We start from the raw sequence: 23,362 nt of genomic DNA, 5'->3' as shown, positions 1-23,362 counted from the left end.
TGGGATTCCTCATTTTTGACCTATCTGTCAATGTAAACTCTGCTTCGAATTCGACACCAAACATAATGACTTTTGTACTCACTTTATACCTGACCTCCGCCTGACCAAATGAATTCTTTACTTTTTTTTGGGAATAGTTTTTAGACCTGAGCAGTTTCCTGTTATACTTTTTGTCAAATTGCGCCAATACTTTGTAGAAAAGTACTTTTTGTCCGTCTTCTTCCCTTTCTTCGACAAATTCGCAATGGATGGATGAGGTGTAGGCTCCGGTATCAACTTTACCCGTCACATTTGTCAAACCCCATTCAGGCAAAGTAATTCTCTCCCTTCTTCCTATTATTTTTTTCATGATGTAATGGTTTCTGGAGCTTTCATGATTCTGTAAATCCTGAATGATAGGTCTGCAAATAAAATTTTGGCACTGGCATTTCTTTCCAAATGGTAAAAAGACTCATTTAAGGCTTCATAAATTCCACTCAATTTTTCTTCATTCAGCACATTCACTCCTAACTTATGGATAAAGTCCCTGTCTGACTCTACACTTCTCATCAGTTCAGTTGCTTTGGATTTATCGAGCATCACCTCCCTGATTACATTGATTCCGCTGAGCAAAAGGGATTTTTGGGATTCCTTGTCCTTACCACTGAATTTCTCCACAAATTCAAATAACAAATTAATATCCAAAAGAAAGCATGACCTGAACCAGTCCCTGATCAGCACGGTGTTTTCATCCTCAACCTGATCAACCATCCTGTAGGCTTCCCGCATATTGCCATCAGCCAAAGGGGCGATCTGTACAGCCGCTTCCCGAGAGCAAAGGCCATCAGACAATAGGTGCGACATCACCTCCTCATCATTAAAAGCCCTGACCAAAATCTTTTGCGTCCGGGAGAGAATAGTGGTCAATAACCGCTCAGGAGAGGATGTGACCAACATAAAAACTGTCTTTTCCGGTGGTTCCTCCAAAATTTTTAACATAGAATTAGCCGAATTCTGATGCATGTACTCAGGCGCCCATATCAACATGATCTTATATCCACCCTCAAATGACTTCAAAGAAAGGGTTTTGATGATCTGTTTGCCGGCATTTCTGGAAATATTGAGTTGTTTTTTTTCAAAACCATTGTGGTAAATCCAATCAGAAACATTTCCATAAGGGATCTTAATGGCAAAATTCCTGAAAGAGGCAGTGAAGTCAACCTTCTTTTCTTTATTCGGATCCTCATCATCTTTGGAATCCCCTCCTATCACCGGGAAGGCAAAATTCATATCAGGATGCACTAATTTGGCCATTTTTTGGCAAGAAGGGCATTGTCCGCAGGAATCCTCCTCTCCTGGATTCTGACAATGCAAATAGGTGGACAAGGCCAATGCCATCTTGAGATTGGGCGAGCCCTCCGGTCCATGAAACAATAAAGCATGGGCAAGATGGTTGGTTTTGACCGCTTGAAGGATTTTTTCCTTGACTTCTCCCAGTCCCGGTATGGATGAAAACAACATAAATATTCTAAACTTCTTTGTCCCAAATACGGTAATGTCTCGTCAATTCGAAAACCTTTTGGATAATTTCTTTTTCGATTTGGTCATAGACCTTTCCCCTGCGATTCATAACGGCCATGGCCACTTCCTCAAACTTCTTTACCTGAAAAGTACTGAAACCCGATGCCCCTCCCCATGAAAAAGAAGGGATAAAATTCCTGGGAAATCCATCTCCGAAAACATTGGCACCAACCCCAACCACAGTTCCTGTATTGAACATGGTATTGATGCCACATTTGGAATGGTCTCCCATCATCAGCCCACAAAACTGCAATCCTGTATTGGAAAAACCACCACGGGTATAATCCCATACTTTGACAGGTGCATAGTTATTTTTGAGATTGGAGGTGTTGGTGTCTGCACCGAGATTACACCATTCACCGATGACCGCATTGCCCAAAAATCCATCATGGCCTTTGTTGCTAAAGCCAAAAATCACCGAATTGGAAATCTCTCCTCCCACTTTTGAAAAAGGTCCTACCGTTGTGTCGCCCCTTAGCTTGGCTCCCATGTTCACTGTAGATCCTTCGCACAAAGCAAATGGCCCTCTGATCAATGCCCCTTCCTGAACCTCCGAATTCTTACCAAGATAAATCGGCCCACCTTCGGCATTGAGCACCGCAGCTTTGATTTTTGCCCCTTCTTCGACAAATACCTGGGAAGGATTGTACACTATTGTATGGGGATCCGAAATCCCAATGGGTGACCTTCCTGAAGTGATCAGTTCAAAGTCCTTTAGAAGTTCAGCAGCATTGTGCTGAAAAATGTTCCAGGTTTTTTGGATGGAAATGAAGTCTGATTCATATTGGATTGCCTCATTCTTCTTTGCTTGCTCAGGTTGAAAAAGAGATGGTTGCTCAGAATAGCAGGCAATCAACATATTCTGTGACCAAAGGGACTGATTGGTTTTTAATTGGGTTATTTGATTCCAAAGTTCAATATCGGGACAAATAGCCCCGTTGACCATCAAGGCAGGAAAATCGATTTTGGGAAACTTCCCGGAAAGGTAATCCTGGGTATGATAGCCAGCCTTTAAGTCTGAATATTTTTCCCATTTTTCCGAAATGTTCAAAATCCCTACCCTGATATCTGCAATGGGACGGGTAAAAGTAAAAGGCAACAGTGAACCCCTGATAGCAGGGTCATCGAATAAAATCAAATTGTCCATGACACAAAAATAAAAAAGTCTCCCGGAAAACAACTTCCAGGAGACCTATACCTGTTCATCTTAGAGATGAAATTATTTCTTGGCGTATCTCTTATTGAATTTCTCAACCCTACCAGCAGTATCCAACAACATTTTCTTGCCAGTGTAGAATGGATGTGAATTGGAGCTAACTTCTATTTTGTAAACCGGATATTGCTTTCCGTCTTCCCACTCAATAGTCTCACTGGTTTCGATAGTAGACTTTGTGATGAATTTATAATCACTTGAAGTATCGAAAAATACGACGTCTCTGTAGTTTGGATGAATTTCTTTTTTCATTGTATTGCTATTTATCTTGGATCGCTTTTTTGAAATGAGGCACAAAGTTATTTCTTTTTTGAAATGTATCCAAACTGAATGAATTAATTCTTTGGAGGGTTTCAAAAACTTCTACTAAATAAGGTGACCGAAGGGCCGCTAAACTCCATAGAGGGTTGTCTGACTATGGGTACCAGTCGATCTCCGAAATTATACATGTCCAAAGCTTGTCTTGTCAGGTTCCTAGCGCTTCTTCTGAATTGGTTGGATGCAATTCCCAAGCCAAGACCGGTAAAAACCAAAGGAATCAACAGGTTGGTCTGAGTGGAGGGTTGAGACTGGGGAGTAACTATATATGTAAGGGTCAACAAGTTCACAACCAGCCCGGTCAGGTCCAAGCCTAAAACGACTTTCTGTTTGTTCAATGCCTTTTGATAGTCTGCATACATGTCTGGCTTTTCATCTATCAATGTCCTTATCCTCGCTTTGTCCAATAGATTTGGACCATCATAGATATCTATTTTTTCCCCTATAAAATTAAACCTCACATCCATCCTGAGGTAGGGTCCGGAGATGCTTTCTCTTCCAATCAAATAGTTATAATTTTCGATCAATCTGGAATTTCTCCTTTTGGAATTGCTAATCATGGGTGACCCCACCATGCCCAAAACCATTCCTGACATGGAGGTAAAAAACCATGGTCTGAAATTCTGTGGGGTCAGTTCACTGGTAAGAAGAAAACCCAAGCTACCTATACCTATTGCAAGTGAAGAATAATGGAGTGCGTATCCAGTCGTCAGTTTTGTATTGTTATTGCCAAACTCATAGGCATCCCCGGGCATAATCTCCATAAATGCTCTTACTTCCTTAGGTTTTGATTTGACCCCATCAATGAAATAAACGGGTTGGTTGAAGAAGTTTTCTTTAAAAGTGATAAGGGGATATCCAGCGTATCTTTGATCTGAGAAATAATCAAAGCTGGTATTCTGAGCGTTCAACTCTGCGGAAAAGAGTCCCAAAATAATTATTCCAAAGATTGCTCCTATTTTTGTATTGAAAGAAATGAGAGAATTAACCCTGGTAATAATGGGGATCTTCCACATGTTTTTCCCATAAAAAGATATAAGATTTTGATAAATTAACATACCAATTGCAAATGATTTAAATAACTTTAATAAAGTCTCAACTATAAATATAAAGATATTAAAACCATAATAAGAAACCCAACAATTCTATCTTTTCCCTAAATTAGACCTATGGAAAATGAGGAAGAAAATAACATGGTCAAAGAACCCTATTCCCATTATGGAATGTATACCTATGCAGATTACCTCACTTGGGACATAGACCATATGGTCGAACTGATAAAAGGAAAAGTTTTTAAACAGGCAGCGGCGGCACCAAGAAGAATTCATCAGGAAATCTCTATAAAAATCTCATCACAATTGTTTGGCTTACTGAATAGGAAATCCTGTAAAGTGTTTTCTGCGCCCTTCGATGTCCGCCTTCCTGTTAAATCTAAAAAGCATAAGGACATCCGAACCGTGGTGCAACCCGATATCTGTGTAGTCTGCGATCCTAAAAAATTGGATGAATTGGGCTGTGTCGGTGCCCCTGACCTGATTATGGAAATACTTTCTCCAAGCAATAATAAAAAAGAACTCCATAACAAATATGAGGTATATGAGGAAAGTGGCGTTAAGGAATATTGGATTATCCATCCTTATGAAAAGACACTGTTGGTCTATACCCTTTCTGGTGGAAAGTATATCTCTTCCAAGCTTTTTACTTTAGGAGACAATGTGGCATCAGGATGTATAGAAGGGTTTGTGTTGGATTTGGATGAATTGTTTGAAGGACTGGATGAGATTTAATTTTTGTTAAATTTTTTATTGACCAGCTTCATTATTCCAAAATTTGATTTACTTTGTATTTCAAAGTACTTTTAAAATGAAAAACGCTGAAAAAGAATTAGCCGAAATCAAATCTATGATGGAGCGGAGTACCCGCTTTCTGTCATTGAGCGGGCTGTCCGGAGTATTGGCCGGAATCTATGCCCTTCTAGGTGCCACACTTGCCTACTATTGGATTTATTTCCCAAACCCTCCATATGGATTTGACCATACTCCGGATATAAATGAAAATACATTTATAAACCTGACCATTGCTTCTTTTGTGGTTTTGGGTCTTTCCATTGGTACAGCTTGGTTGCTTAGCCAAAAGAAAAGCAGACGCATTTCCCAAAAAATATGGACCCCATCAGGGAAAAGGTTTATCCTATCCCTATTCACTCCTGTTTTGGTTGGTGGACTTTTTTGTTTTGCACTGATATATCATGGATATTATTTACTTATTGTTCCTGCTACGCTGATATTTTATGGCATAGCCCTGGTCAATTCCTCCCAATTCACCCTATCTGATATAAAATATTTGGGATTCTGTCAAATCTTATTGGGTATCATCTCTGCCTTTATTCCTGGTTATGGCTTGATTATATGGGCTTTGGGTTTTGGCGTTATGCATATCTTCTATGGCACTTTGATGCACCTAAAATACGACAGGTAACATGAAGGGTACCTACGACAAAGCCTTTGAAAATGTCATCAGACTACGGATCATGTCCATTCTGATGGTCAATGAGCAGTTTGATTTCAATTCATTCAAGGAGCTGTTGGAAGTAACGGACGGCAACCTTGCCTCCCATTTAAAAAATCTTGAAAATTCGGAATACATCATGGTTGAAAAATCATTCATAGGACGAAAACCCCTGACCAATTATTCAGCGACTAATGCCGGCAAAGAAGCTTTCAAATTACACTTGGAATTTCTTGAAAATCTAATCAACGAAAACAAGCCATAAAAAAATTTAATTATTCACTTTGAATGACAAAGTACTTTCAATAAAACTATCAATTTCTAAACAATGATAACTATGATTCCTTCTTCTTCTACCAATCTACTGTCTATTAAAGACCTAATTCTCCCTGCTTCACTCGGCGCTTTTCTTCCTTTGGCTTGGTTGCTGTTTATCATCCTTACCAAAGAAGATCACTTCGAATTTTGGATGTATTACCCGCTCACCATTATTCCCATAGGTGGAGCCATAGGAGGGGCGTTATTCTACCTGATGGGTTTCCAATGGTTTCCTACTGGAAACAGAAAGCTAATAGCTATCATTTCCAGCACAATACTATACTTCGTAGCACTTTGGATCAGTGCAGTGATGGCTTTCGCAATCACCGGTCATTGGGACTGATCACCAACACTAAAACAACAATCCTGTCCTCTTTCTAAAAAAATCAAATTCCAAAATAAATGGCACTATTTAGTATATTCTCAAGTTTGGAGGATTATTATATCAAAATCAAGCAAAATAGATGGCATTGGATATTTTCCATCCTTTGCAGATTTCTATTGGCCTATGCATTTATTGTGGCCGGAATGGTAAAAATCTTAGGAGAAAGATTTGCAAGTGGATTGTCGGAATTACATCCCATGGGAGCCTATCTGGAAGCTTTGCATCACACTGGATATTATTACACGTTTATCGGAGTCGCCCAAGTTATAGCGGGGGTGTTTTTGCTGATACCCGGCACTGTACTCTTGGGAGCTTTAATATACCTTCCCATCATTGTGAACATTTGTATTCTATCCTTAGCCGTTCGTTTCGAAGGTTCTTTTGTCAGCTCACCTCTGATGGTTTTAGCAAATCTCTACATCCTTGCCTGGCACTATGATAAGCTTAAATACATCCTTCCATTTAACCGCTATTCAAGAGAAGCTAGCATACCAAAACCAAAAAAATATGAGAGCAAATTCCCTTTTTTGTTTTTTATCGGAGTGCTTTCCATAATGGGTATAATAGTTTGGTTTGCGCAATTCGGTAATCAAGTGATGCCCCGAAATTCCTTGAGTAATTGTAAATCACAATTTATTAATACTGATAATGAACATGTAGGATTTGAGTTTTGCGAATGCATCCATACCGCAGGAAATCCCCTGAACCAATGCTTGGAAAAGCTTGAAAAAAGTAAGCTGTAATACAACTATGAAGAATAATATTTAAATAATAAAACCTAAATCCAATTGACTGAAACCTACAAGAGCATGCATGAAGAAATCATAACCCACATCGAAGATCCAGCATATCTGGAAATTCTATACAGAAAAAATAAAACTGAATTCAAAAAATCTTTTGACCGGATTTATCCGGAGCTCCATGGCAATAAGCTAGCTGAGTTTTGGCAAGAAAGACTAAGCTACGACTCCGATTCCATCTCTTGGGGGACTATGAATGAATTAGGATTAGTAGCCCTTCTCTCCATTATTGCAGGCATATTAGTCAAATTCCCTTCGATCTTCTCGATTGATGAGGAATTTTTTTATCCAAGGAATACCAGCATCATTGTCCTCACAGCACTGACAGTCTACTTTGCCAAAAAGAACAATTTATCAGTTAACATAATAATATCGATTTCAGCATTTGTTTTGATCAGTTTAGTGTACATCAATGTACTTCCAAATAACCCTGAAAGCAATTCTTTGATTTTGGCATGCATTCATTTACCATTGTTACTATGGGGAATTTTTGGATTATCTTTTTTGGGCAATGAACCTCAAAGTTTTCTGAAAAGACTTGAATTCCTCAGGTTCAATGGGGATTTGGTGGTTATGTCAGGACTTTTGCTGATTGCAGGTGGGCTGATGACCGGCATTACGTTAGGCTTGTTTGAATTGATAGGGTTAAAGATTCAAGTCTTTTACTTTCAGTATATCGTGATTTTCGGGCTACCCATGGTTCCGATTGTTGCCACTTATCTTACCCAAAACAATCCACAACTGGTCAACAAGGTCTCACCTGTGATTGCCAAACTGTTCAGTCCGTTGGTGTTGGTGATGCTTGTCGTGTACCTATCCGCCATTGTCATCTCAGGTAAGGACCCATATAACGATCGGGAATTTCTTTTGATTTTCAACCTGCTTTTGATTGGTGTAATGGCATTGATTTTCTTTTCTGTTGCCGAAAGTACTAACAGGCAGAAATATCAATTTGGTCCTTGGATTCTTTTATTATTGGCTGTAGTCACTACAGTGGTTAATCTAATCGCACTCTCAGCAATTATCTACCGTATTTCGGAATGGGGGATTTCTCCCAACAGGATAGCAGTTCTTGGTGCCAATATTTTGATGTTTACACATCTTGTGATTGTCATAACAAAATTATATAAATCCATCACCCAAAAGGCCGGGTTATCGGAAGTAGGGGAATCAATAGTTCTTTATATACCCATTTATATTGCTTGGGCTTTTGTGGTAGTGTTTATTTTCCCTTTGGCTTTTGGATTTCAATAATTTAGCTTTACAGCGATTTAGCTTCTCCCCGTATGAAAAAACAATTGGTTTTTGCTTGTTCTCTTTTGCTACTTTTTGTCTCGCAATCATTTGGGCAAGGTGCTTATGTTCCTTTCAACAGGGATTATTATCATATGGTAGAAAGATATGAGATCAAAAATGGCAGGAACAATGAGAGTTTTAAGACAGGTTTCAAGCCATATAGGAGAGATCATTTAGCCGAATTCTTAGATTCGGTGGCTTATGTTCCCTCACAAGAAGCGTTGGCACATTTTTCCAATGCAGACCAATTTAATTTCGATTATCTGAGAAATGACAATTGGGAATTTGTCAGCGGGGAAACAGCAGATTCCAAAAAACCCATATTTAAAAAGCTTTATAGAAAACCCTCAGACTTTTTGCACTATCGGGATGAAGTTTTTGATATCCATCTCAACCCTGTCCTTTACCTATCGGCAGGATTGGAGCCGGGACAGGAAAATATGAGGTTCAGGAATTCTAGAGGCGTAGAACTTAGGGGAAGCATTGATAGAAAAGTGGCATTTTATTCCTACTTCACCACAACACAGACTTTTTTCCCTTCTTGGGTCAAAGAATATACTGAACATAACGGGGCAGTTCCGGGGGAAGGTTTTTGGAAAAGGTACAACGGTGAGGGCTATGGCTATTTTTCTGCCATGGGGCATATCAATTTTAATGTCACCAAACATATCGAGGCCCAATTGGGGCATGATAGAAATTTCATCGGGGAAGGTTACCGGTCTATGATACTTTCTGATTTCTCCAACCCCTATGCCTTTGTCAAGATCAACACAAAAATCTGGCGGTTCCAACTGACCAACCTTTGGGCACAGCAGACTGCTGACATCATCCTTGATGGTCAGGGTAGGCCAACAGATGGACGCTATCCCCAAAAATGGTTTTCGCTCTATAGATTGGGTACCAACATTGGCAAAAACTTCAACTTGGGTTTATTCCAGTCGGTAATGAAAAACCAGTTTGATTGGAACTACCTGAATCCCATTATTTTCTATAGATGGGTGGAACATCAATTGGGCACGCCGGATAAGGTGATGATGGGGACGGATTTTAAATGGAATTTCACACCCGGCATGCAGCTTTATGGTCAGTTCGCATTGGATGAGTTTGTCTTTGGGGAATTCTTTGGGATCGATGGAAAAAACTCCATCCGGAACAAACATGCCATTCAAGCCGGATACAAATACATAGAAGTCTTTGGAGCGAGGAACTTGGACCTTCAATTGGAATACAATCAGGTAAGGCCATACACCTATCAGGAAAAATTTGATTTCCAGGCTTACACCAATTACCGGACCCCACTAACACATCCTTTGGGTGCCAACTTCAGGGAAGTGATCGGGATAATCAGATATCAACCTGAATTCTTGCCAAGACTGTTTGGAACAATTACAGGGCTGTACCAGTTCTATGGCGACGATCCGTCAACGGATGTAAATTATGGCAAAGACCTTCTGAAAAACAGGACAAGCCCAAATACCGGGATCGGATTGTTCGGCAATGAAATTGGTCAGGGAATAGAAAACAGGGTGGTCATGGCCAATCTCAACCTCAGTTATATGATCAAACAGAACGTGTTTTTGGATTTCAGCCAAAGTTACAGAAGAAGGACCGCACAGGATTTATCGGCGCCGGAATCCACTTCATTTACCCAGTTTTCATTGAGGATGAATATGGTGAGGAATGATTTTAATTTTTAGGGATTGAACAAAGTATAAAGTACCAAGTACCAAGTACCAAGATAAGCCTTCTTTGGGATTTAAAACTTGAATTGAGTTATATTCCTTAACTTGCGCGGAAATCAGAAAATAGAGAATGAATACCTATCTCCGGATCTTATCTTACGCCAGGCCCTACCGTCGATATTTTCCAATTTATGTGTTTTATACACTTTTGGCAATCATTTTCGGATTACTGAATTTTACCCTTTTAAAGCCGCTTTTCGATGTTATATTTGAACAGGTTGGGCCTGGTGATTTGACCAAATTTCTGGAAAAACCTGAATTTTCATTTTCAATTGATTATTTCCTCCATTTATTCAACTATTATTTTTTACATATCTCAGAGACCTATGGCAAGTTTGGAACCCTGCTTTATGTCTGTCTCATCATAGTATTATCAGTTTTCCTCGCCAACCTTTTCACATACCTTTCCGGAGTAGTTTTGGCAAAAGTAAGGGCAGAAGTTATCAAAAAAATGCGGGTGAATATCTTTGAGCAGGTCACCAAGATGCACATTGGCTATTTCTCCAATGAAAGAAAAGGAGACCTGATGTCCAAAATGACCAATGACATTCAGGAAGTGGAAAACAGCATTGTGCAGTCCCTCCGCGTGGTTTTCAAAGAACCTGCTACCATCCTCCTGTATTTTGCAGTGCTTTTCTTTATGTCTGTCAAGCTGACCCTGTTCACCATCATTTTGATACCTGTCTCGGGTGCTATTATCGGAGGCATTACCAGAAGGTTAAAGAAAAATGCCATTGAAAGTCAGGAATCATTGGGCAGGATCGTCAATATTCTTGATGAGACCATTGGAGGGATGCGGGTCATCAAAGCTTTTGGAGCACAAAAATATATCCGGGATAAATTTGACTCAGAGACAGACTTTTATTCTGATGTGAATATTTCCATGGCCCGGAAAAATGAACTGGCCTCGCCTATTTCACAGTTTCTGGGTGTCACTGTGGTGGCAGGAATATTGGTATATGGAGGAAGCTTGGTATTGAGCAATAATTCTGATTTGGGTGCTTCCGACTTTATCACTTACATCATCATCTTCACCCAGGTCTTGAATCCCGCAAAGGAAATCTCAAGAGCCGCCAGCAGTATACAAAGGGGATTGGCATCTGCAGAAAGAATATTTGAGGTGGTGGACACGCCAAGCAGGATCCAAAACATCGATAATCCAACTGAAATCGATGGATTCCAAGATGCAATTGTTTTCGATCAAGTGTCATTCAGCTATGAGAAAGATCAAATACTAAAAGACATCAGCTTTAAGCTTAAGAAAGGTAAAACCATTGCATTGGTAGGCCCATCTGGGGGCGGTAAATCCACGCTTGCCGATTTGGTTCCCCGATTTTACGATCCTTCAGGAGGATCTATCACCATAGACGGCAGGGAATTGAGGACAACAGAAATCGGGAGCCTCAGAAAACAGATGGGTATTGTTACCCAAGAGTCCATTTTGTTCAATGACACCGCATTCAACAATATTGCCTTTGGACTTGAGGGAGTTTCAGAAGACAAAGTAATCGAAGCAGCCAGGATTGCCAATGCCCATGAATTTATTATACAATTGGAAAACGGGTACCAAACCTCAATCGGAGAAAGGGGATCCAAGCTTTCAGGTGGACAGCGTCAAAGGTTGAGCATTGCTAGAGCTGTATTGAAAAACCCTCCCATCCTGATTTTGGATGAGGCTACTTCAGCTTTGGACTCTGAATCTGAAAAATTGGTACAGGAAGCTTTGACCAATTTAATGAACAACAGGACTACCCTAGTTATAGCCCATAGACTAAGCACTATCCAACATGCAGACGAAATTCTCGTTATCAGGAAAGGACAGATTGTGCAAAGAGGCACCCACCAACAACTGATGGAAATAGAAGGTCTATACAGAAAACTTTCCACAATGCAGTCTGTTTAGTATATTAGACAAAAAATATTAAGACATAAACCTATGAGACAAATCAATAAAATCATGCACCTTACCGTAGCGCTTTTCTTTGCTGTAAGTTTGGTTTTTTTCCTGTCATTCAACAGCTTAAAGGGGATGTTCGGGATAGATGAACTGAATACAGGAACAGTGGTTTCTTTCTTATTGGTGGGCACCGTCCTTTTCCTGATTGCATGGGGAACAGGCAAAATGGTCAGGAATGGGCTGGAAGGGGAGATTTCTTTAAAGGAAAATGAAAAAAAAGAATTGAAAGCAAGACTGTATGATCTGGAACAGGGAGTCAAACTTAAAAATATTGAAAGAAAAATCGATCAAGTGGAAGATGACAAAGACCCTTCAGGTATTAAACCCAGACAAAATTTTAAATAAGCCCATAATATTTTGGCTAAATTCAGTATCTTAGGAAACCGCTTAGGTTTCCTTTTTTTATACCCAAAATTTTAAAATATGGTAGCAAAGACTTTTGGCAGTGCGGTTTCCGGTGTAGATGCCAAGCTTATTACGATTGAGGTCAATGTCGGTCAGGGCACAAGTTTTTATATGGTAGGTCTTCCCGATAGTGCTGTAAAAGAAAGCCAGCAAAGAGTGGAATCTGCACTTAAATATTATGGATACCGCATGCCCCGGCAAAAAGTCGTGGTCAATCTTGCACCTGCCGACATCAGAAAAGAGGGCTCCTCTTATGATTTGCCCATCGCTTTGGGAATTTTAAAGGGATCTGAACAAGTACTTTTCCCTGAATTAGAGAATTATATTATCATGGGCGAACTTTCCCTTGACGGCAATTTAAGACCCGTCAAAGGTGCTTTGCCCATAGCGATCGAGGCAAGAAAAAATGGCTTTAAAGGTTTCATCCTCCCCGAAGAAAATGCCTCAGAAGCTTCTATAGTAAACAATATTGATATCATTGGAGTCAGTACATTGGAAGATGCCATTCGTTTTCTTGAAGGGGAATTGGATATCCCACCTTTGATTACAGATACGAGGGATATTTTTTATAATTCTCTGGAGCAGTTTGAATTTGATTTTGCAGATGTACAGGGACAGGAAAATATTAAGCGGGCCATGGAAATTGCCGCAGCAGGGGGACACAATGTCATCATGATAGGTCCGCCCGGTGCAGGTAAAACCATGTTGGCCAAACGACTGCCTTCAATCCTTCCTCCATTATCATTGCAGGAGGCGTTGGAAACAACCAAAATCCATTCGGTAGCAGGTAAGTTGGGGAAAAATGCCTCCTTGGTTGCCCAAAGGCCATTTAGGTCACCTCATCATACTATCAGTGATGTGGCATTGGTCGGTGGGGGTGGGAATCCCCAACCAGGTGAGATTTCTCTTTCTCACAATGGTGTACTTTTTCTCGATGAACTCCCGGAATTCAAGCGAACTGTGTTGGAGGTAATGAGGCAACCTTTGGAAGAAAGAAAAGTGACCATTTCCCGGGCAAAAGTCTCTGTGGATTATCCGGCCAATTTCATGTTGATCGCGAGTATGAACCCTTGTCCCTGTGGTTATTACAACCACCCCGAAAAGGAATGTGTTTGCGGTCCTGGAATTGTACAGCGTTATTTGAACAAAATAAGTGGGCCCTTATTGGACAGGATTGACCTTCATGTAGAAGTGACACCGGTCAAATTTGAAGAAATGACCTCCACCAGAAAATCTGAAACCAGTAAATCTATTCGGGAACGTGTGATCATTGGTAGGGAAGTTCAGATAGAGAGATTCAAGGGTCAACCCGATATCTTTTGCAATGCTATGATGCCTTCCCACATGGTAAAGGAAATCTGTCAGATCAATGAAGCAGGAAAATCATTGTTAAAAACCGCAATGGAAAGGTTGGGACTGTCTGCTAGGGCTTATGACCGTATCCTAAAAGTTTCCAGAACAATCGCTGATCTCAGCCAAAGTGAAGGGATCAAAGTGGAGCATCTTGCAGAAGCAATACAGTACAGAAGTCTCGATCGAGAGGGATGGGCAGGTTAGTGATAACCTTTTTCTTTTATCAAAAAAGTACGCAATAATCAAATAGTTTTGTGAAAATTTTCATTATTAAAAATCTTTGACTACTTTACATCGCACACGAACGAGTTGCTTTTTTGGTCACCCTTTTTAAGCTTACCCTTATTAAAAGTTTAAAGGCTGTTCTTGAACAGCCTTTATTTATCTAAAGCCTGATCTAAGTCCTCCAATAAGTCGTCCAAATGCTCCAATCCCACTGAAACCCGAAGCAGGTTTTGAGGTGTTTTTGAATCAGGTCCTTCCACTGCGGCCCTTCTTTCAATCAGACTTTCTACCCCTCCCAAACTTGTTGCATGGGTAAAATATTTCAAAAGGGAAACAACCTTATCGGCATCCTCTGCTGTTCCCGATACTTCAAAAGACAACATGCCTCCAAACCCGGACATCTGTGTCGCCGCAATTAGGTGATTGGGATGGGAAAGGAGACCGGGATAATAGACTTTATCCACTTTGGGATGTTGTTGCAAAAAAGTGGCTAAGATTCCCGCATGTTCGGCATGTCCTTTCATGCGATAAGGCAATGTCTTAATACTTCTGGTAAGCATGTAGCAATCAAATGGAGAAGGCACTGCTCCCCCTACCTGCTGCACCATTTTTATCTTTTCCCAAACTCCTTCTTTCGATTTTGTAATCAGGGCACCTCCCAAGATATCACTGTGTCCCCCGAGATATTTGGTAGTGCTGTGCATCACAATATCGGCACCCAACAATAAAGGATTTTGAAAAACCGGCGTAGCAAAAGTATTGTCACAGGCCACTTTGATTCCATTGTCACCCGCAATCTCACAGATCCTTCTAATATCAGAAACCTGCAACAGTGGATTGGATGGCGTCTCTACCCAGATCAGATTTGTTTTTGAAGTAATGGCATCAGCGACATTTTGGACATTAGTCATGTCCACAAAGGTTACATCAAGAATTCCCTTGAAAACATTGATGAGCAAAGTCCTCAATCCATGGTACATATCATCCGGAGCGACGATATGGCTACCCGGTTCCAAAGATTGAAAAACCGCCATTCCGGCCGCATTTCCCGAAGAGAAAGCTGCAGCTGCCTCTCCATGCTCTAATTTTGCCAAGACTTGCTCCAATGCCAAACGGTTAGGATTATTAGCTCTTGAATAAATTGGGGATCCTTCTACATGTTCAAATGTGGTGGAAAGCGTGATGGGCTGGACTGCAGGTCTGTTTTTGTCCTCGATGATTGTTCCTGCATGGATGGCTATTGTCTCTAACTTCATAGATTGGTTTGTAATTAACGAATTCTGTCCACAGATCTTACCAACATCTCGTCTTTTCTAATAAACCTATTTGCCAATAAATTCATGATCATACCGGCAAAGATGGCCCAAAAACCAATCACAAACGCACCGTTGGCCTGGGGATTGATCACCTCATTGGCATTATGGGAAAACCAAATAATAATACCCACATTGATGACCATTGCCAAAGAATTCATCATATTTAAAAACATCTGCCTTGTCCTGTTTTTATATTGAAAAATACTTATCAGGGCCAATGCCAAAGAAATAAATGCCAGCAAGGCAATGGCGATCTTAGAGATGGACTCCACTACATCTCCTGTTTCTACATCAACAGTAGTCAAAGTCCATGCAGTGAGCGTGGCCATTTGAGTCTTACCGGGATTGACCTGATGCCAAATTGGAAATATAAGTACCAAAACCATGGCAACAGCCACCAAAAACATAAAAACAGTCTGAATTCGTTGTATCATCTTTGAGTTAAATTTTGACAAAGTAACAGGGTTATTTGTTGATTCGCAAGGAATGGATAAATGGTCATTTGAAATTAATAGGGAATGGTATCTTTGTAGCACCATAATGGAAAAATTCAGATACTTTCTAGAACTAGCTTATAAGGGCACCCGTTACCATGGATGGCAGATCCAGAAAAATGCCCATTCAGTTCAGGCAGAATTGGAAAAAGCAATCTCCATAATTTTGGGCCAGCCAACTTCTATCATGGGAAGCGGCAGGACTGATACCGGTGTTCATGCCAGTCAAATGTTTGCACATTTTGATGCTCCTAAGGAATTGATTGAAAAAGATTTTATCAAAAAACTCAATGCCATTGTCCCAAAGGATATCGCTGGATATTCCCTTAAAAGGGTGAATGAGGATGCCCATACAAGATTTGATGCCATTTGGAGAAGTTATGTGTATAAGATCAGCCTTCGAAAAAATCCATTTGAACAGGAATATTCTTGGGTGTTTCCCAAAAATCCGGACATTGATAAGATGAATGAAGCTGCTTCGGTTCTTCTGAACTATAAAGATTTCCAATGTTTCAGCAGAGTAAAAACTGATGTCAAACATTTTAACTGTAAAATAAAAGAGGCTTATTGGGAACAAATCGACCGGCAATTGTTATTTCATATAACTGCCAACAGGTTTTTACGTGGAATGGTACGTGCCATTGTCGGTACATTGATAGATGTGGGCACAGGTAAACTTAGCATTGAGCAGTTTGTGGATATTTTGGAAAGCAAAGACAGAGCGCAAGCCAAATCCTCAGCGCCCGCCCATGGACTTTATCTTTGCAAAATCATTTATCCCGAAAAATTATTTATCTAAATACACAAACTTTTGAGCCTGGAAAAAGAAAATATCAAAAGCGGTGACATCATAGACACCCAGGTATTGAAAAAACTTTACAAGTTTGTCAAACCGTATCAAGGGAAGTTTTACTTTTTGGTTTTTTTGACCATTGCCTTGGCACTATTGGCCCCTACCAGACCCTACTTTATCCAGGTGGCCATAGATGATTATGTTGCCGTTGGGGATGTAAGCGGGCTTGTCAGGATCATATATTTGCTCATTTTCCTGATGGTGCTTCAGGCTGTCGTACAGTTTGCCCATACCTACCTTTCAGGCTGGATTGGCCAGGTAATCATCAAGGATATCCGAATCAAATTATACAGGCATCTGTTGAAGATGCGTCTCAAATTTTTTGATAATACTCCCATAGGTAGATTGGTCACCAGAAACATATCGGACATTGAGACCCTTGCTGAAGTATTCAGTGAAGGTCTTGCTGCCATTATCGGCGACTTGCTACAGTTGGTGACGATCCTTGCGGTGATGTTTTATGTGGACTGGAAACTCACATTGGTGAGTTTGTGTACCCTGCCTTTATTGCTCATTTCTACTTATGTATTCAAAGAAAAAATTAAATTCGCTTTTAATGAAGTGAGAAATGCCGTCTCCAACCTCAATTCATTCCTACAGGAACATATTACAGGGATGAATATTGTCCAAATATTCAACCGGGAACAACGGGAATACGAAAAATTCAAGGATATCAATAGAGACCATAAAAAAGCCCATATCAAATCAGTACTGTATTATTCCATTTATTTTCCGGTAGCTGAAATAATTCAGGCCATCGGTATTGGCTTGGTGGTTTGGTATGGTGCCACAGGTGTATTTGATCTGGATATCCAAGTCGGTGTATTGATTTCTTTTATCATGTACCTGCAACTGTTTTTCAGGCCGATCCGGATGATTGCTGACAGGTACAACACCCTGCAAATGGGTGTGGTCAGCTCTTCACGGATTTTCAAATTACTTGAGAGTGATGACCAAATTCCAAATGAAGGCAACCTAAAGCCCGAAAAATTAAAAGGCAATATCAAGCTTGAAAATGTCTGTTTTGCTTATATAGATGAGGATTGGGTGTTGAAAAACATCAACTTTGAGGCCAAACATGGGGAATCTATCGCATTGGTAGGTGCGACAGGTGCAGGCAAATCCTCGATCATTAACCTGATCAACCGGTTTTATGAGATCAACCAAGGGAGTATCAAAATAGATGATACTGATATCAGGGATTTTGAATTAGGCTCATTGAGAAGACATATTGGGGTAGTATTGCAAGATGTGTTCCTGTTTTCAGAAACCATCTTCTACAATATCACTTTAGGCAACCCCGATATCAGCAGGGAGGAAGTTATGAAAGCGGCCAAATTGGTGGGTGCCAAAAAGTTTATAGAAAGACTTCCCGGTGGTTTGGATTATAATGTCATGGAAAGAGGAGCTACGCTTTCGGTGGGCCAACGGCAATTGATTTCATTTGTACGTGCCATGGTTTACAATCCCGAAATCATCATTCTTGATGAGGCAACATCTTCCGTGGATACAGAAACAGAAGAAATGATCCAAAAAGCAATTTCAAAAATGATGAAAGGAAGAACTTCCATCGTAATCGCACACAGATTGTCCACCATCCAAAAAGCAGATAAAATCATCGTATTGCATCATGGTGAAATCAAGGAAATGGGCACCCATGAAAGCCTTCTTGAATTGGGAGGATATTATTCCCAATTACATCAGATGCAACTGAAGTCAATGGCCATCGGGGAAGGGATGGGGTAATTAAAGGATGAAGGATAAGGGATGAAGGGTGAAGGGTAAAGGCAGAATTCAGATTTTAGATTTTAGATTTGAGTCAGATAACTTCCTATAAATTGATTTGGAAGTCATCATTTGTAATTAGCGGTAGGAGTCGTAACAAAAGTGGCCATTCTGTTAAAATAAATCCATAATAAATTCCGTAGGCATGACCGAAATAATAGCCCGGCAATTTATTGCCGGGAGGTTTAAAGATAACACGTCTCCAAAAGTACCGTAGGTACGGTCGATTTAATGAATCCGAGTAAGGGTTTAGAGATACTTATTCAGCATTGTTTCCATTTCCTGTTGCAGCTTTTTAGCTTCATTCCCGGCTACTTTTGCGAAGTCTTTATCCTTTCCGGCATAAATAATCCCTCTCGATGAATTGACCAAAAGACCGCATTGACTGTTCATTCCGAATTTGGCTACCTCTTCAAGGCTGCCTCCCTGGGCGCCAACTCCCGGAACCAGGAAGAAATGTTCAGGAACAATTTTTCTGACCTCACCGATTTTCTCCCCTCTTGTGGCTCCGACCACATACATCATATTATCTGGATTTCCCCATTTGCTGCTTTTCTCCAAAACTTCCTGAAAAAGTGGTTTACCCGATTGGGATGTTGTGAGTTGGAAATCTGCACTGCCTTCGTTGGAAGTCAAGGCCAAAAGAATCACCCATTTATCCTTGAATTCCAAAAATGGCCTGACACTGTCCACACCCATGTAAGGAGCCACAGTGATCGAATCAAAATCCATGGTTTCAAAAAAGGCTTTGGCATACAAGCTGGAAGTATTTCCAATATCCCCTCTTTTGGCATCAGCAATGGTAAAAATATCCTTAGGGATATACTCCAATGTCTTTTGAAGGCTTTCCCAACCTTTGGGGCCAATAGCCTCATAAAAAGCAATGTTTGGTTTGTAGGCTACAGCATAATCCACAGTCTCCTCTATGATCTGCTTATTGAATTCAAAAATAGGATCAGCTTCTTTAAGTAGGTGGGCGGGTATTTTGACAAGGTCCGTATCAAGGCCTACACACAAAAAAGATCCTTTATTCCTGATTTTCTGAAAGAGTTCTTTTCGGTTCATGAAGGGTAAATTTTCCCAAAAGTAGGGATAAAAAATATCCCGAACCCTTCCCTGACCATTAAATTCAGCGGAGATCAATGATTTCTACCTTTCCGTATTTCTGCGGATTAAAGGTGAAATAGGAATCCTGCAAATCAATTTCTGTATTTACCGATGTAAATTTATATTTAAATACTCCTCCCTGATCATCATATATTTCCCAACCCATCAGATCTTTTTTGTTTTTATCTACAAACAATTTGACTCGCTTGAAAGGGGCATTGGACTTTTCTGCTAAAAGCTCTATTTCTTGAATGATAGTTCCCTTTTCATTCTTTTCACCGACAAATCTGTAATTGTAACCTTTTTGATATAACGTATATACAGAGGAAGGAGTCAACTCATCCTCCATATCACCTGCATTATTAACAGTTACTTCTTTGTAATTTCCGGATTCTATATAGGTCCAAACTGTCTTACCATTATTGAAAATTTCCTGCTCCGGAAGATTGAGGTGATATTTATCTCCCTTTATTGCAATTTCACCTTTTTGAGATTTGCTGACAATGTCCATAGATTCGCCATAGGAAAATTCAAAACTTGCCTGAAGTCCTTTTAGGGATTTATATTTTTGGCTCACACCATCCAATATTGTTTTTGCCTTTGGATCCTTTTGTGCGTAAACAGTTTGGGATACAAGAGCCGTTGTAAGAAAAATGAGAAGGGTAATTAGGTTTTTCATCTTGATTGTAAATTTTATCCTTTGTATAAATCCAAAGGAATTACAGATTGTTCAATAACCGTTCCAAACTACCTTCGTCCTGGACTAATACCTCTCTGGCTTTACTACCTTCAAAAGGTCCTACTATCCCTGCAGCCTCCAATTGGTCAACAATCCTACCTGCGCGGTTATATCCAAGCTTCAACTTTCTTTGGATCAGGGAAGTACTGCCTTGCTGATGCATTACAATCAATCTGGCAGCATCATCAAAAAGTGGATCTCTGTCCGCTAAATCAATACTGGATAAGTTACCTTCGCCATCTTCACCCTCAAATTCAGGCAATAGGTAGGCATCTGAATATCCTTTTTGTTCCCCTATCCAATTGCAAATGGAATCCACCTCGGGAGTATCCAAAAAAGCACATTGCAATCGGGTCATTTCGGACCCATGGGAAAGTAACATATCTCCCATACCAATCAATTGGTCTGCACCTCCCGCATCTAAAATAGTACGGCTGTCAATCTTGGAAGTCACCCGGAATGAAAGTCTTGCCGGGAAGTTGGCTTTAATAATACCTGTGATTACATTGACGGATGGCCGCTGGGTAGCCACCACAAGGTGAATTCCGATAGCCCTTGCCAATTGCGCCAAGCGGGCAATTGGGGCCTCAATCTCTTTACCCGCCGTCATCATCAGATCAGCTAACTCATCAATTACCAATACAATGTAAGGCATAAATCTGTGCCCCTTTTCAGGGTTTAGCTTGCGGGCTACAAATTTGGCGTTGTATTCCTTCAGATTTCTACAGCCGGCATCCTTGAGCAGATCGTAGCGTTTATCCATTTCTATACAAAGAGAATTCAAAGTATAGATTACCTTTTTGGTGTCGGTGATAATAGCTTCCTCGGCACCTGGCAGCTTGGCCAAAAAGTGTCTTTCTATTTTATTGAAAAGGGTCAATTCCACTTTTTTGGGATCCACCAATACAAATTTCAATTGGGAAGGATGTTTTTTGTACACCAAAGAAGCCAAGATCATATTCAATCCAACAGATTTACCCTGACCGGTCGCACCGGCCATCAGCAAGTGTGGCATTTTAGCCAGATCCATTACAAACACCTCATTGGAAATGGTCTTGCCCAAGGCGACAGGAAGGTCTTTATCGCTTCGCATAAATTTCTCTGTACCGATGACAGACCTAGCAGGGACAAGTTCTCTGTTTTTGTTTGGGACCTCTATACCTATTGTCCCTTTACCGGGGATTGGTGCAATGATACGGATTCCCAAAGCAGCCAAACTCAGGGCAATGTCATCTTCAAGATTTTTGATCTTGGAGATTTTGACACCTGGATCAGGTACTATCTCGTAAAGTGTTACAGTAGGTCCAATCGTAGCTTTAATCTCTTGAATGCCGATTTTAAAATTGACCAACGTTTCAACAATCTTATTTTTATTCTCCTCCAATTCCTGTCTTGAAACAGTGACTTTTTGGAAGTCATAATCATTGAGCAGGTCGAGGGTAGGATATTTATAATGCGGCAAATCCAGCGTAGGATCATAAGGATCAAGATTTTCAACCTCGTCTGCTGTTTTCTCCTCACCTTCTGATTTGCTGACCGAAAACTTTTTCTCCTCAACCCGGGATGCTATTTCCAGTCCATTTTCTTTCTCCAATAAATCCTCTGCTTCTATATTGAACACAGGTGAAGTACCCGTTTTTTTATTATCCTCTTTTTCGGATTTGATGGTCCAGCTACTTACATCCTCTTCAATTTCTCCTTCATCTAATCCATCACCTTCTTCTTCTATTTCATCTTCCAAGTTTTCACCAAAAGGTGATTGGTCAGAAACTATATCCTCAGCAGACCCTGACTTTGCTTCGTTCAAAGACCAGTTGAACTGATGGATATTGAAAAAGAAAACCAGAAAAATTAAAAGAGAACCTACTATTAACAGGATACTGCCCCAACCCAGAAATTCATTGGACAGTAAACCCAATTCGTAACCGAATCCACCGCTCAAAAACCCAAGGGTATTAAATCCATCAGCCAACTGAACAAGGTAACCTGTTACCAAACCAATCCAAAAGACAAAGAACAAGGCAAAAGCGCTGTATCTGGAAAGCGAAATCAAAGATTTTTTAAAAGCGAGTTTGAATCCCAAAAGAAACAAATAAGGTGGCAAGAGAAAGGCTGCCAATCCAAACCATCTCCGTATAAAGAGGTCTGACATTTGGGCACCGAACAGGCCAAGCCAATTTCTGGTTTCAGCAGCAGTACTTCTGATTCCCTGTTCCAACTCAGAAGCTACAAGACTCTGGTCTGCTTTACCTGAAAAGAGATAGCTAAAAAAAGCAAATAACAGGAATATAGACACCAGGATAAAGACTATACCCAGGGTCAAAGGTATTCTTTTATCCTTTACAAAATCCATGGAAAAGCGACTTGGCCTTTTTTCCTTGGATTTGGCTTTGGGGTCATTTTTTTTTCTAAATGTATTTGTTCTGGGTGTTTCGGAAGCCATATTGATTATTCTATCGTTCCCAAATTAATGGAAGATTGCGGAAATATACAGATTTCCAAACAATCAGTTCCACTAATCGATGAAAAGACTGTTAGTTAAAATGTAACCGGAAGATTCAAAATCACTTATACTTTAACTCTGGATTTGCTCAAATATTTGGCCAAACCCATATTGATTTTTTTGACCAAACCCGGACCCTCATAGATCATTCCTGTGTAAATCTGCACCAAAGAAGCCCCTGCTTCCAATTTGTCAATGGCATCTTGTGCCGAAAATATGCCTCCGACACCAATAATCGGGAATGCATTATTCGATTGTTTTGCCAAAAACCGGATCACCTCCGTACTCCTTTTTGCCAATACTTTCCCACTGACCCCACCTGCACCTATCGCTTCGACTTGGATCGCATCAGTTGTCAACAGACTTCGATCGATTGTGGTATTGGTAGCAATCACTCCGTCAATTTTTGTTTCCAGAACAATCTCCACAATGTCATCCAATTGACCCACTGTAAGATCAGGGGCGATTTTTAGAAGAATGGGTTT

22 protein-coding genes and 1 pseudogene are annotated in these 23,362 nt (G+C 40.3%); 12 read left to right on the top strand and 11 right to left on the bottom strand.

What is annotated here, in order from left to right:
- The 5 genes from ACEW8O_RS00230 to ACEW8O_RS00210 form a co-directional block, all read right to left on the bottom strand.
- The coding region (locus tag ACEW8O_RS00230; protein WP_373492605.1) for an ATP-dependent zinc protease at positions 1-349 on the bottom strand (349 nt) is incomplete at its 3' end.
- On the bottom strand, positions 346-1,500 hold the full coding sequence (locus tag ACEW8O_RS00225; protein WP_373492604.1) for an ATP-binding protein: 1,155 nt from the start codon (positions 1,498-1,500) through the stop codon (positions 346-348). The genes ACEW8O_RS00225 and ACEW8O_RS00230, both read right to left, overlap by 4 nt.
- Positions 1,501-1,507: 7 nt before the next feature.
- Positions 1,508-2,707 carry a GlmU family protein gene (locus tag ACEW8O_RS00220; RefSeq protein ID WP_373492603.1) on the bottom strand — a complete coding sequence of 400 codons (1,200 nt, stop codon included), beginning with the start codon at positions 2,705-2,707 and terminating at the stop codon, positions 1,508-1,510.
- Between the two features lie 72 nt (positions 2,708-2,779).
- The gene (locus ACEW8O_RS00215) at positions 2,780-3,025 is read right to left on the bottom strand and encodes a type B 50S ribosomal protein L31 (protein ID WP_373492602.1); all 246 of its coding nucleotides are present in this window, start codon (positions 3,023-3,025) and stop codon (positions 2,780-2,782) included.
- A gap of 101 nt (positions 3,026-3,126) precedes the next feature.
- A complete protein-coding gene (locus ACEW8O_RS00210) occupies positions 3,127-4,107 on the bottom strand; it encodes a hypothetical protein (protein WP_373492601.1) in 981 nt (326 codons plus the stop codon).
- A 153-nt stretch (positions 4,108-4,260) separates the two neighbouring features.
- On the opposite strand from ACEW8O_RS00210, the gene ACEW8O_RS00205 reads away from it, so the two are divergent.
- The 10 genes from ACEW8O_RS00205 to ACEW8O_RS00160 all read left to right on the top strand — a co-directional run bounded on the left by ACEW8O_RS00205 (position 4,261) and on the right by ACEW8O_RS00160 (position 14,059).
- Positions 4,261-4,878, top strand: coding sequence for a Uma2 family endonuclease (locus ACEW8O_RS00205; protein WP_373492600.1), 618 nt, complete (start codon positions 4,261-4,263; stop codon positions 4,876-4,878).
- Positions 4,879-4,954: 76 nt separating this feature from the next.
- A complete protein-coding gene (locus ACEW8O_RS00200; protein ID WP_373492599.1) occupies positions 4,955-5,569 on the top strand; it encodes a hypothetical protein in 615 nt (204 codons plus the stop codon).
- A gap of 1 nt (position 5,570) precedes the next feature.
- Positions 5,571-5,864 carry a winged helix-turn-helix domain-containing protein gene (locus tag ACEW8O_RS00195; RefSeq protein ID WP_373492598.1) on the top strand — a complete coding sequence of 98 codons (294 nt, stop codon included), beginning with the start codon at positions 5,571-5,573 and terminating at the stop codon, positions 5,862-5,864.
- Positions 5,865-5,927: 63 nt separating this feature from the next.
- Complete coding sequence (locus ACEW8O_RS00190; protein WP_373492597.1) at positions 5,928-6,260, top strand: hypothetical protein; 333 nt, start codon at positions 5,928-5,930, stop codon at positions 6,258-6,260.
- A gap of 59 nt (positions 6,261-6,319) precedes the next feature.
- Entirely contained in the window at positions 6,320-7,045 is a 726-nt protein-coding gene (locus ACEW8O_RS00185; RefSeq protein WP_373492596.1) for a DoxX family protein, read from the top strand.
- A 45-nt stretch (positions 7,046-7,090) separates the two neighbouring features.
- On the top strand, positions 7,091-8,356 hold the full coding sequence (locus tag ACEW8O_RS00180; RefSeq protein WP_373492595.1) for a hypothetical protein: 1,266 nt from the start codon (positions 7,091-7,093) through the stop codon (positions 8,354-8,356).
- Between the two features lie 32 nt (positions 8,357-8,388).
- The gene (locus ACEW8O_RS00175) at positions 8,389-10,095 is read left to right on the top strand and encodes a hypothetical protein (protein WP_373492594.1); all 1,707 of its coding nucleotides are present in this window, start codon (positions 8,389-8,391) and stop codon (positions 10,093-10,095) included.
- 115 nt (positions 10,096-10,210) lie between these two features.
- Entirely contained in the window at positions 10,211-12,043 is a 1,833-nt protein-coding gene (locus tag ACEW8O_RS00170) for an ABC transporter ATP-binding protein (RefSeq protein ID WP_373492593.1), read from the top strand.
- Between the two features lie 33 nt (positions 12,044-12,076).
- Entirely contained in the window at positions 12,077-12,442 is a 366-nt protein-coding gene (locus ACEW8O_RS00165; RefSeq protein WP_373492592.1) for a hypothetical protein, read from the top strand.
- 78 nt (positions 12,443-12,520) lie between these two features.
- The gene (locus tag ACEW8O_RS00160; protein ID WP_373492591.1) at positions 12,521-14,059 is read left to right on the top strand and encodes a YifB family Mg chelatase-like AAA ATPase; all 1,539 of its coding nucleotides are present in this window, start codon (positions 12,521-12,523) and stop codon (positions 14,057-14,059) included.
- Between the two features lie 173 nt (positions 14,060-14,232).
- On the opposite strand, the gene ACEW8O_RS00155 is transcribed toward ACEW8O_RS00160, so the two are convergent.
- A complete protein-coding gene (locus ACEW8O_RS00155) occupies positions 14,233-15,336 on the bottom strand; it encodes a PLP-dependent aspartate aminotransferase family protein (protein WP_373492590.1) in 1,104 nt (367 codons plus the stop codon).
- 14 nt (positions 15,337-15,350) lie between these two features.
- The gene (locus ACEW8O_RS00150; RefSeq protein ID WP_373492589.1) at positions 15,351-15,830 is read right to left on the bottom strand and encodes a DUF4293 domain-containing protein; all 480 of its coding nucleotides are present in this window, start codon (positions 15,828-15,830) and stop codon (positions 15,351-15,353) included.
- A gap of 106 nt (positions 15,831-15,936) precedes the next feature.
- Between ACEW8O_RS00150 and truA the strand changes: the two genes are divergently transcribed.
- Together truA and ACEW8O_RS00140 are read left to right on the top strand one after the other, a co-directional pair.
- On the top strand, positions 15,937-16,689 hold the full coding sequence (gene truA, locus ACEW8O_RS00145) for a tRNA pseudouridine(38-40) synthase TruA (protein WP_373492588.1): 753 nt from the start codon (positions 15,937-15,939) through the stop codon (positions 16,687-16,689).
- 12 nt (positions 16,690-16,701) lie between these two features.
- Entirely contained in the window at positions 16,702-18,489 is a 1,788-nt protein-coding gene (locus ACEW8O_RS00140) for an ABC transporter ATP-binding protein (protein WP_373492587.1), read from the top strand.
- Positions 18,490-18,777: 288 nt separating this feature from the next.
- Here ACEW8O_RS00140 and pyrF read toward each other — a convergent pair whose 3' ends face one another.
- The 4 genes and pseudogenes from pyrF to ACEW8O_RS00120 form a co-directional block, all read right to left on the bottom strand.
- A complete protein-coding gene (gene pyrF, locus ACEW8O_RS00135; protein WP_373492586.1) occupies positions 18,778-19,593 on the bottom strand; it encodes an orotidine-5'-phosphate decarboxylase in 816 nt (271 codons plus the stop codon).
- 64 nt (positions 19,594-19,657) lie between these two features.
- Entirely contained in the window at positions 19,658-20,314 is a 657-nt protein-coding gene (locus tag ACEW8O_RS00130) for an outer membrane lipoprotein carrier protein LolA (RefSeq protein ID WP_373492585.1), read from the bottom strand.
- A 40-nt stretch (positions 20,315-20,354) separates the two neighbouring features.
- A complete protein-coding gene (locus ACEW8O_RS00125; RefSeq protein WP_373492584.1) occupies positions 20,355-22,817 on the bottom strand; it encodes a DNA translocase FtsK 4TM domain-containing protein in 2,463 nt (820 codons plus the stop codon).
- 125 nt (positions 22,818-22,942) lie between these two features.
- A pseudogene (locus ACEW8O_RS00120) lies at positions 22,943-23,362 on the bottom strand (dihydroorotate dehydrogenase (quinone)); the annotation flags it as partial.

Origin of the sequence: Aquiflexum sp. (genome assembly GCF_041749095.1) — a bacterium.
Classification (GTDB): domain Bacteria; phylum Bacteroidota; class Bacteroidia; order Cytophagales; family Cyclobacteriaceae; genus Aquiflexum.
Note: the sequence above shows the minus strand (reverse complement) of the source record. Positions and strands in the feature narration are given on the sequence as shown.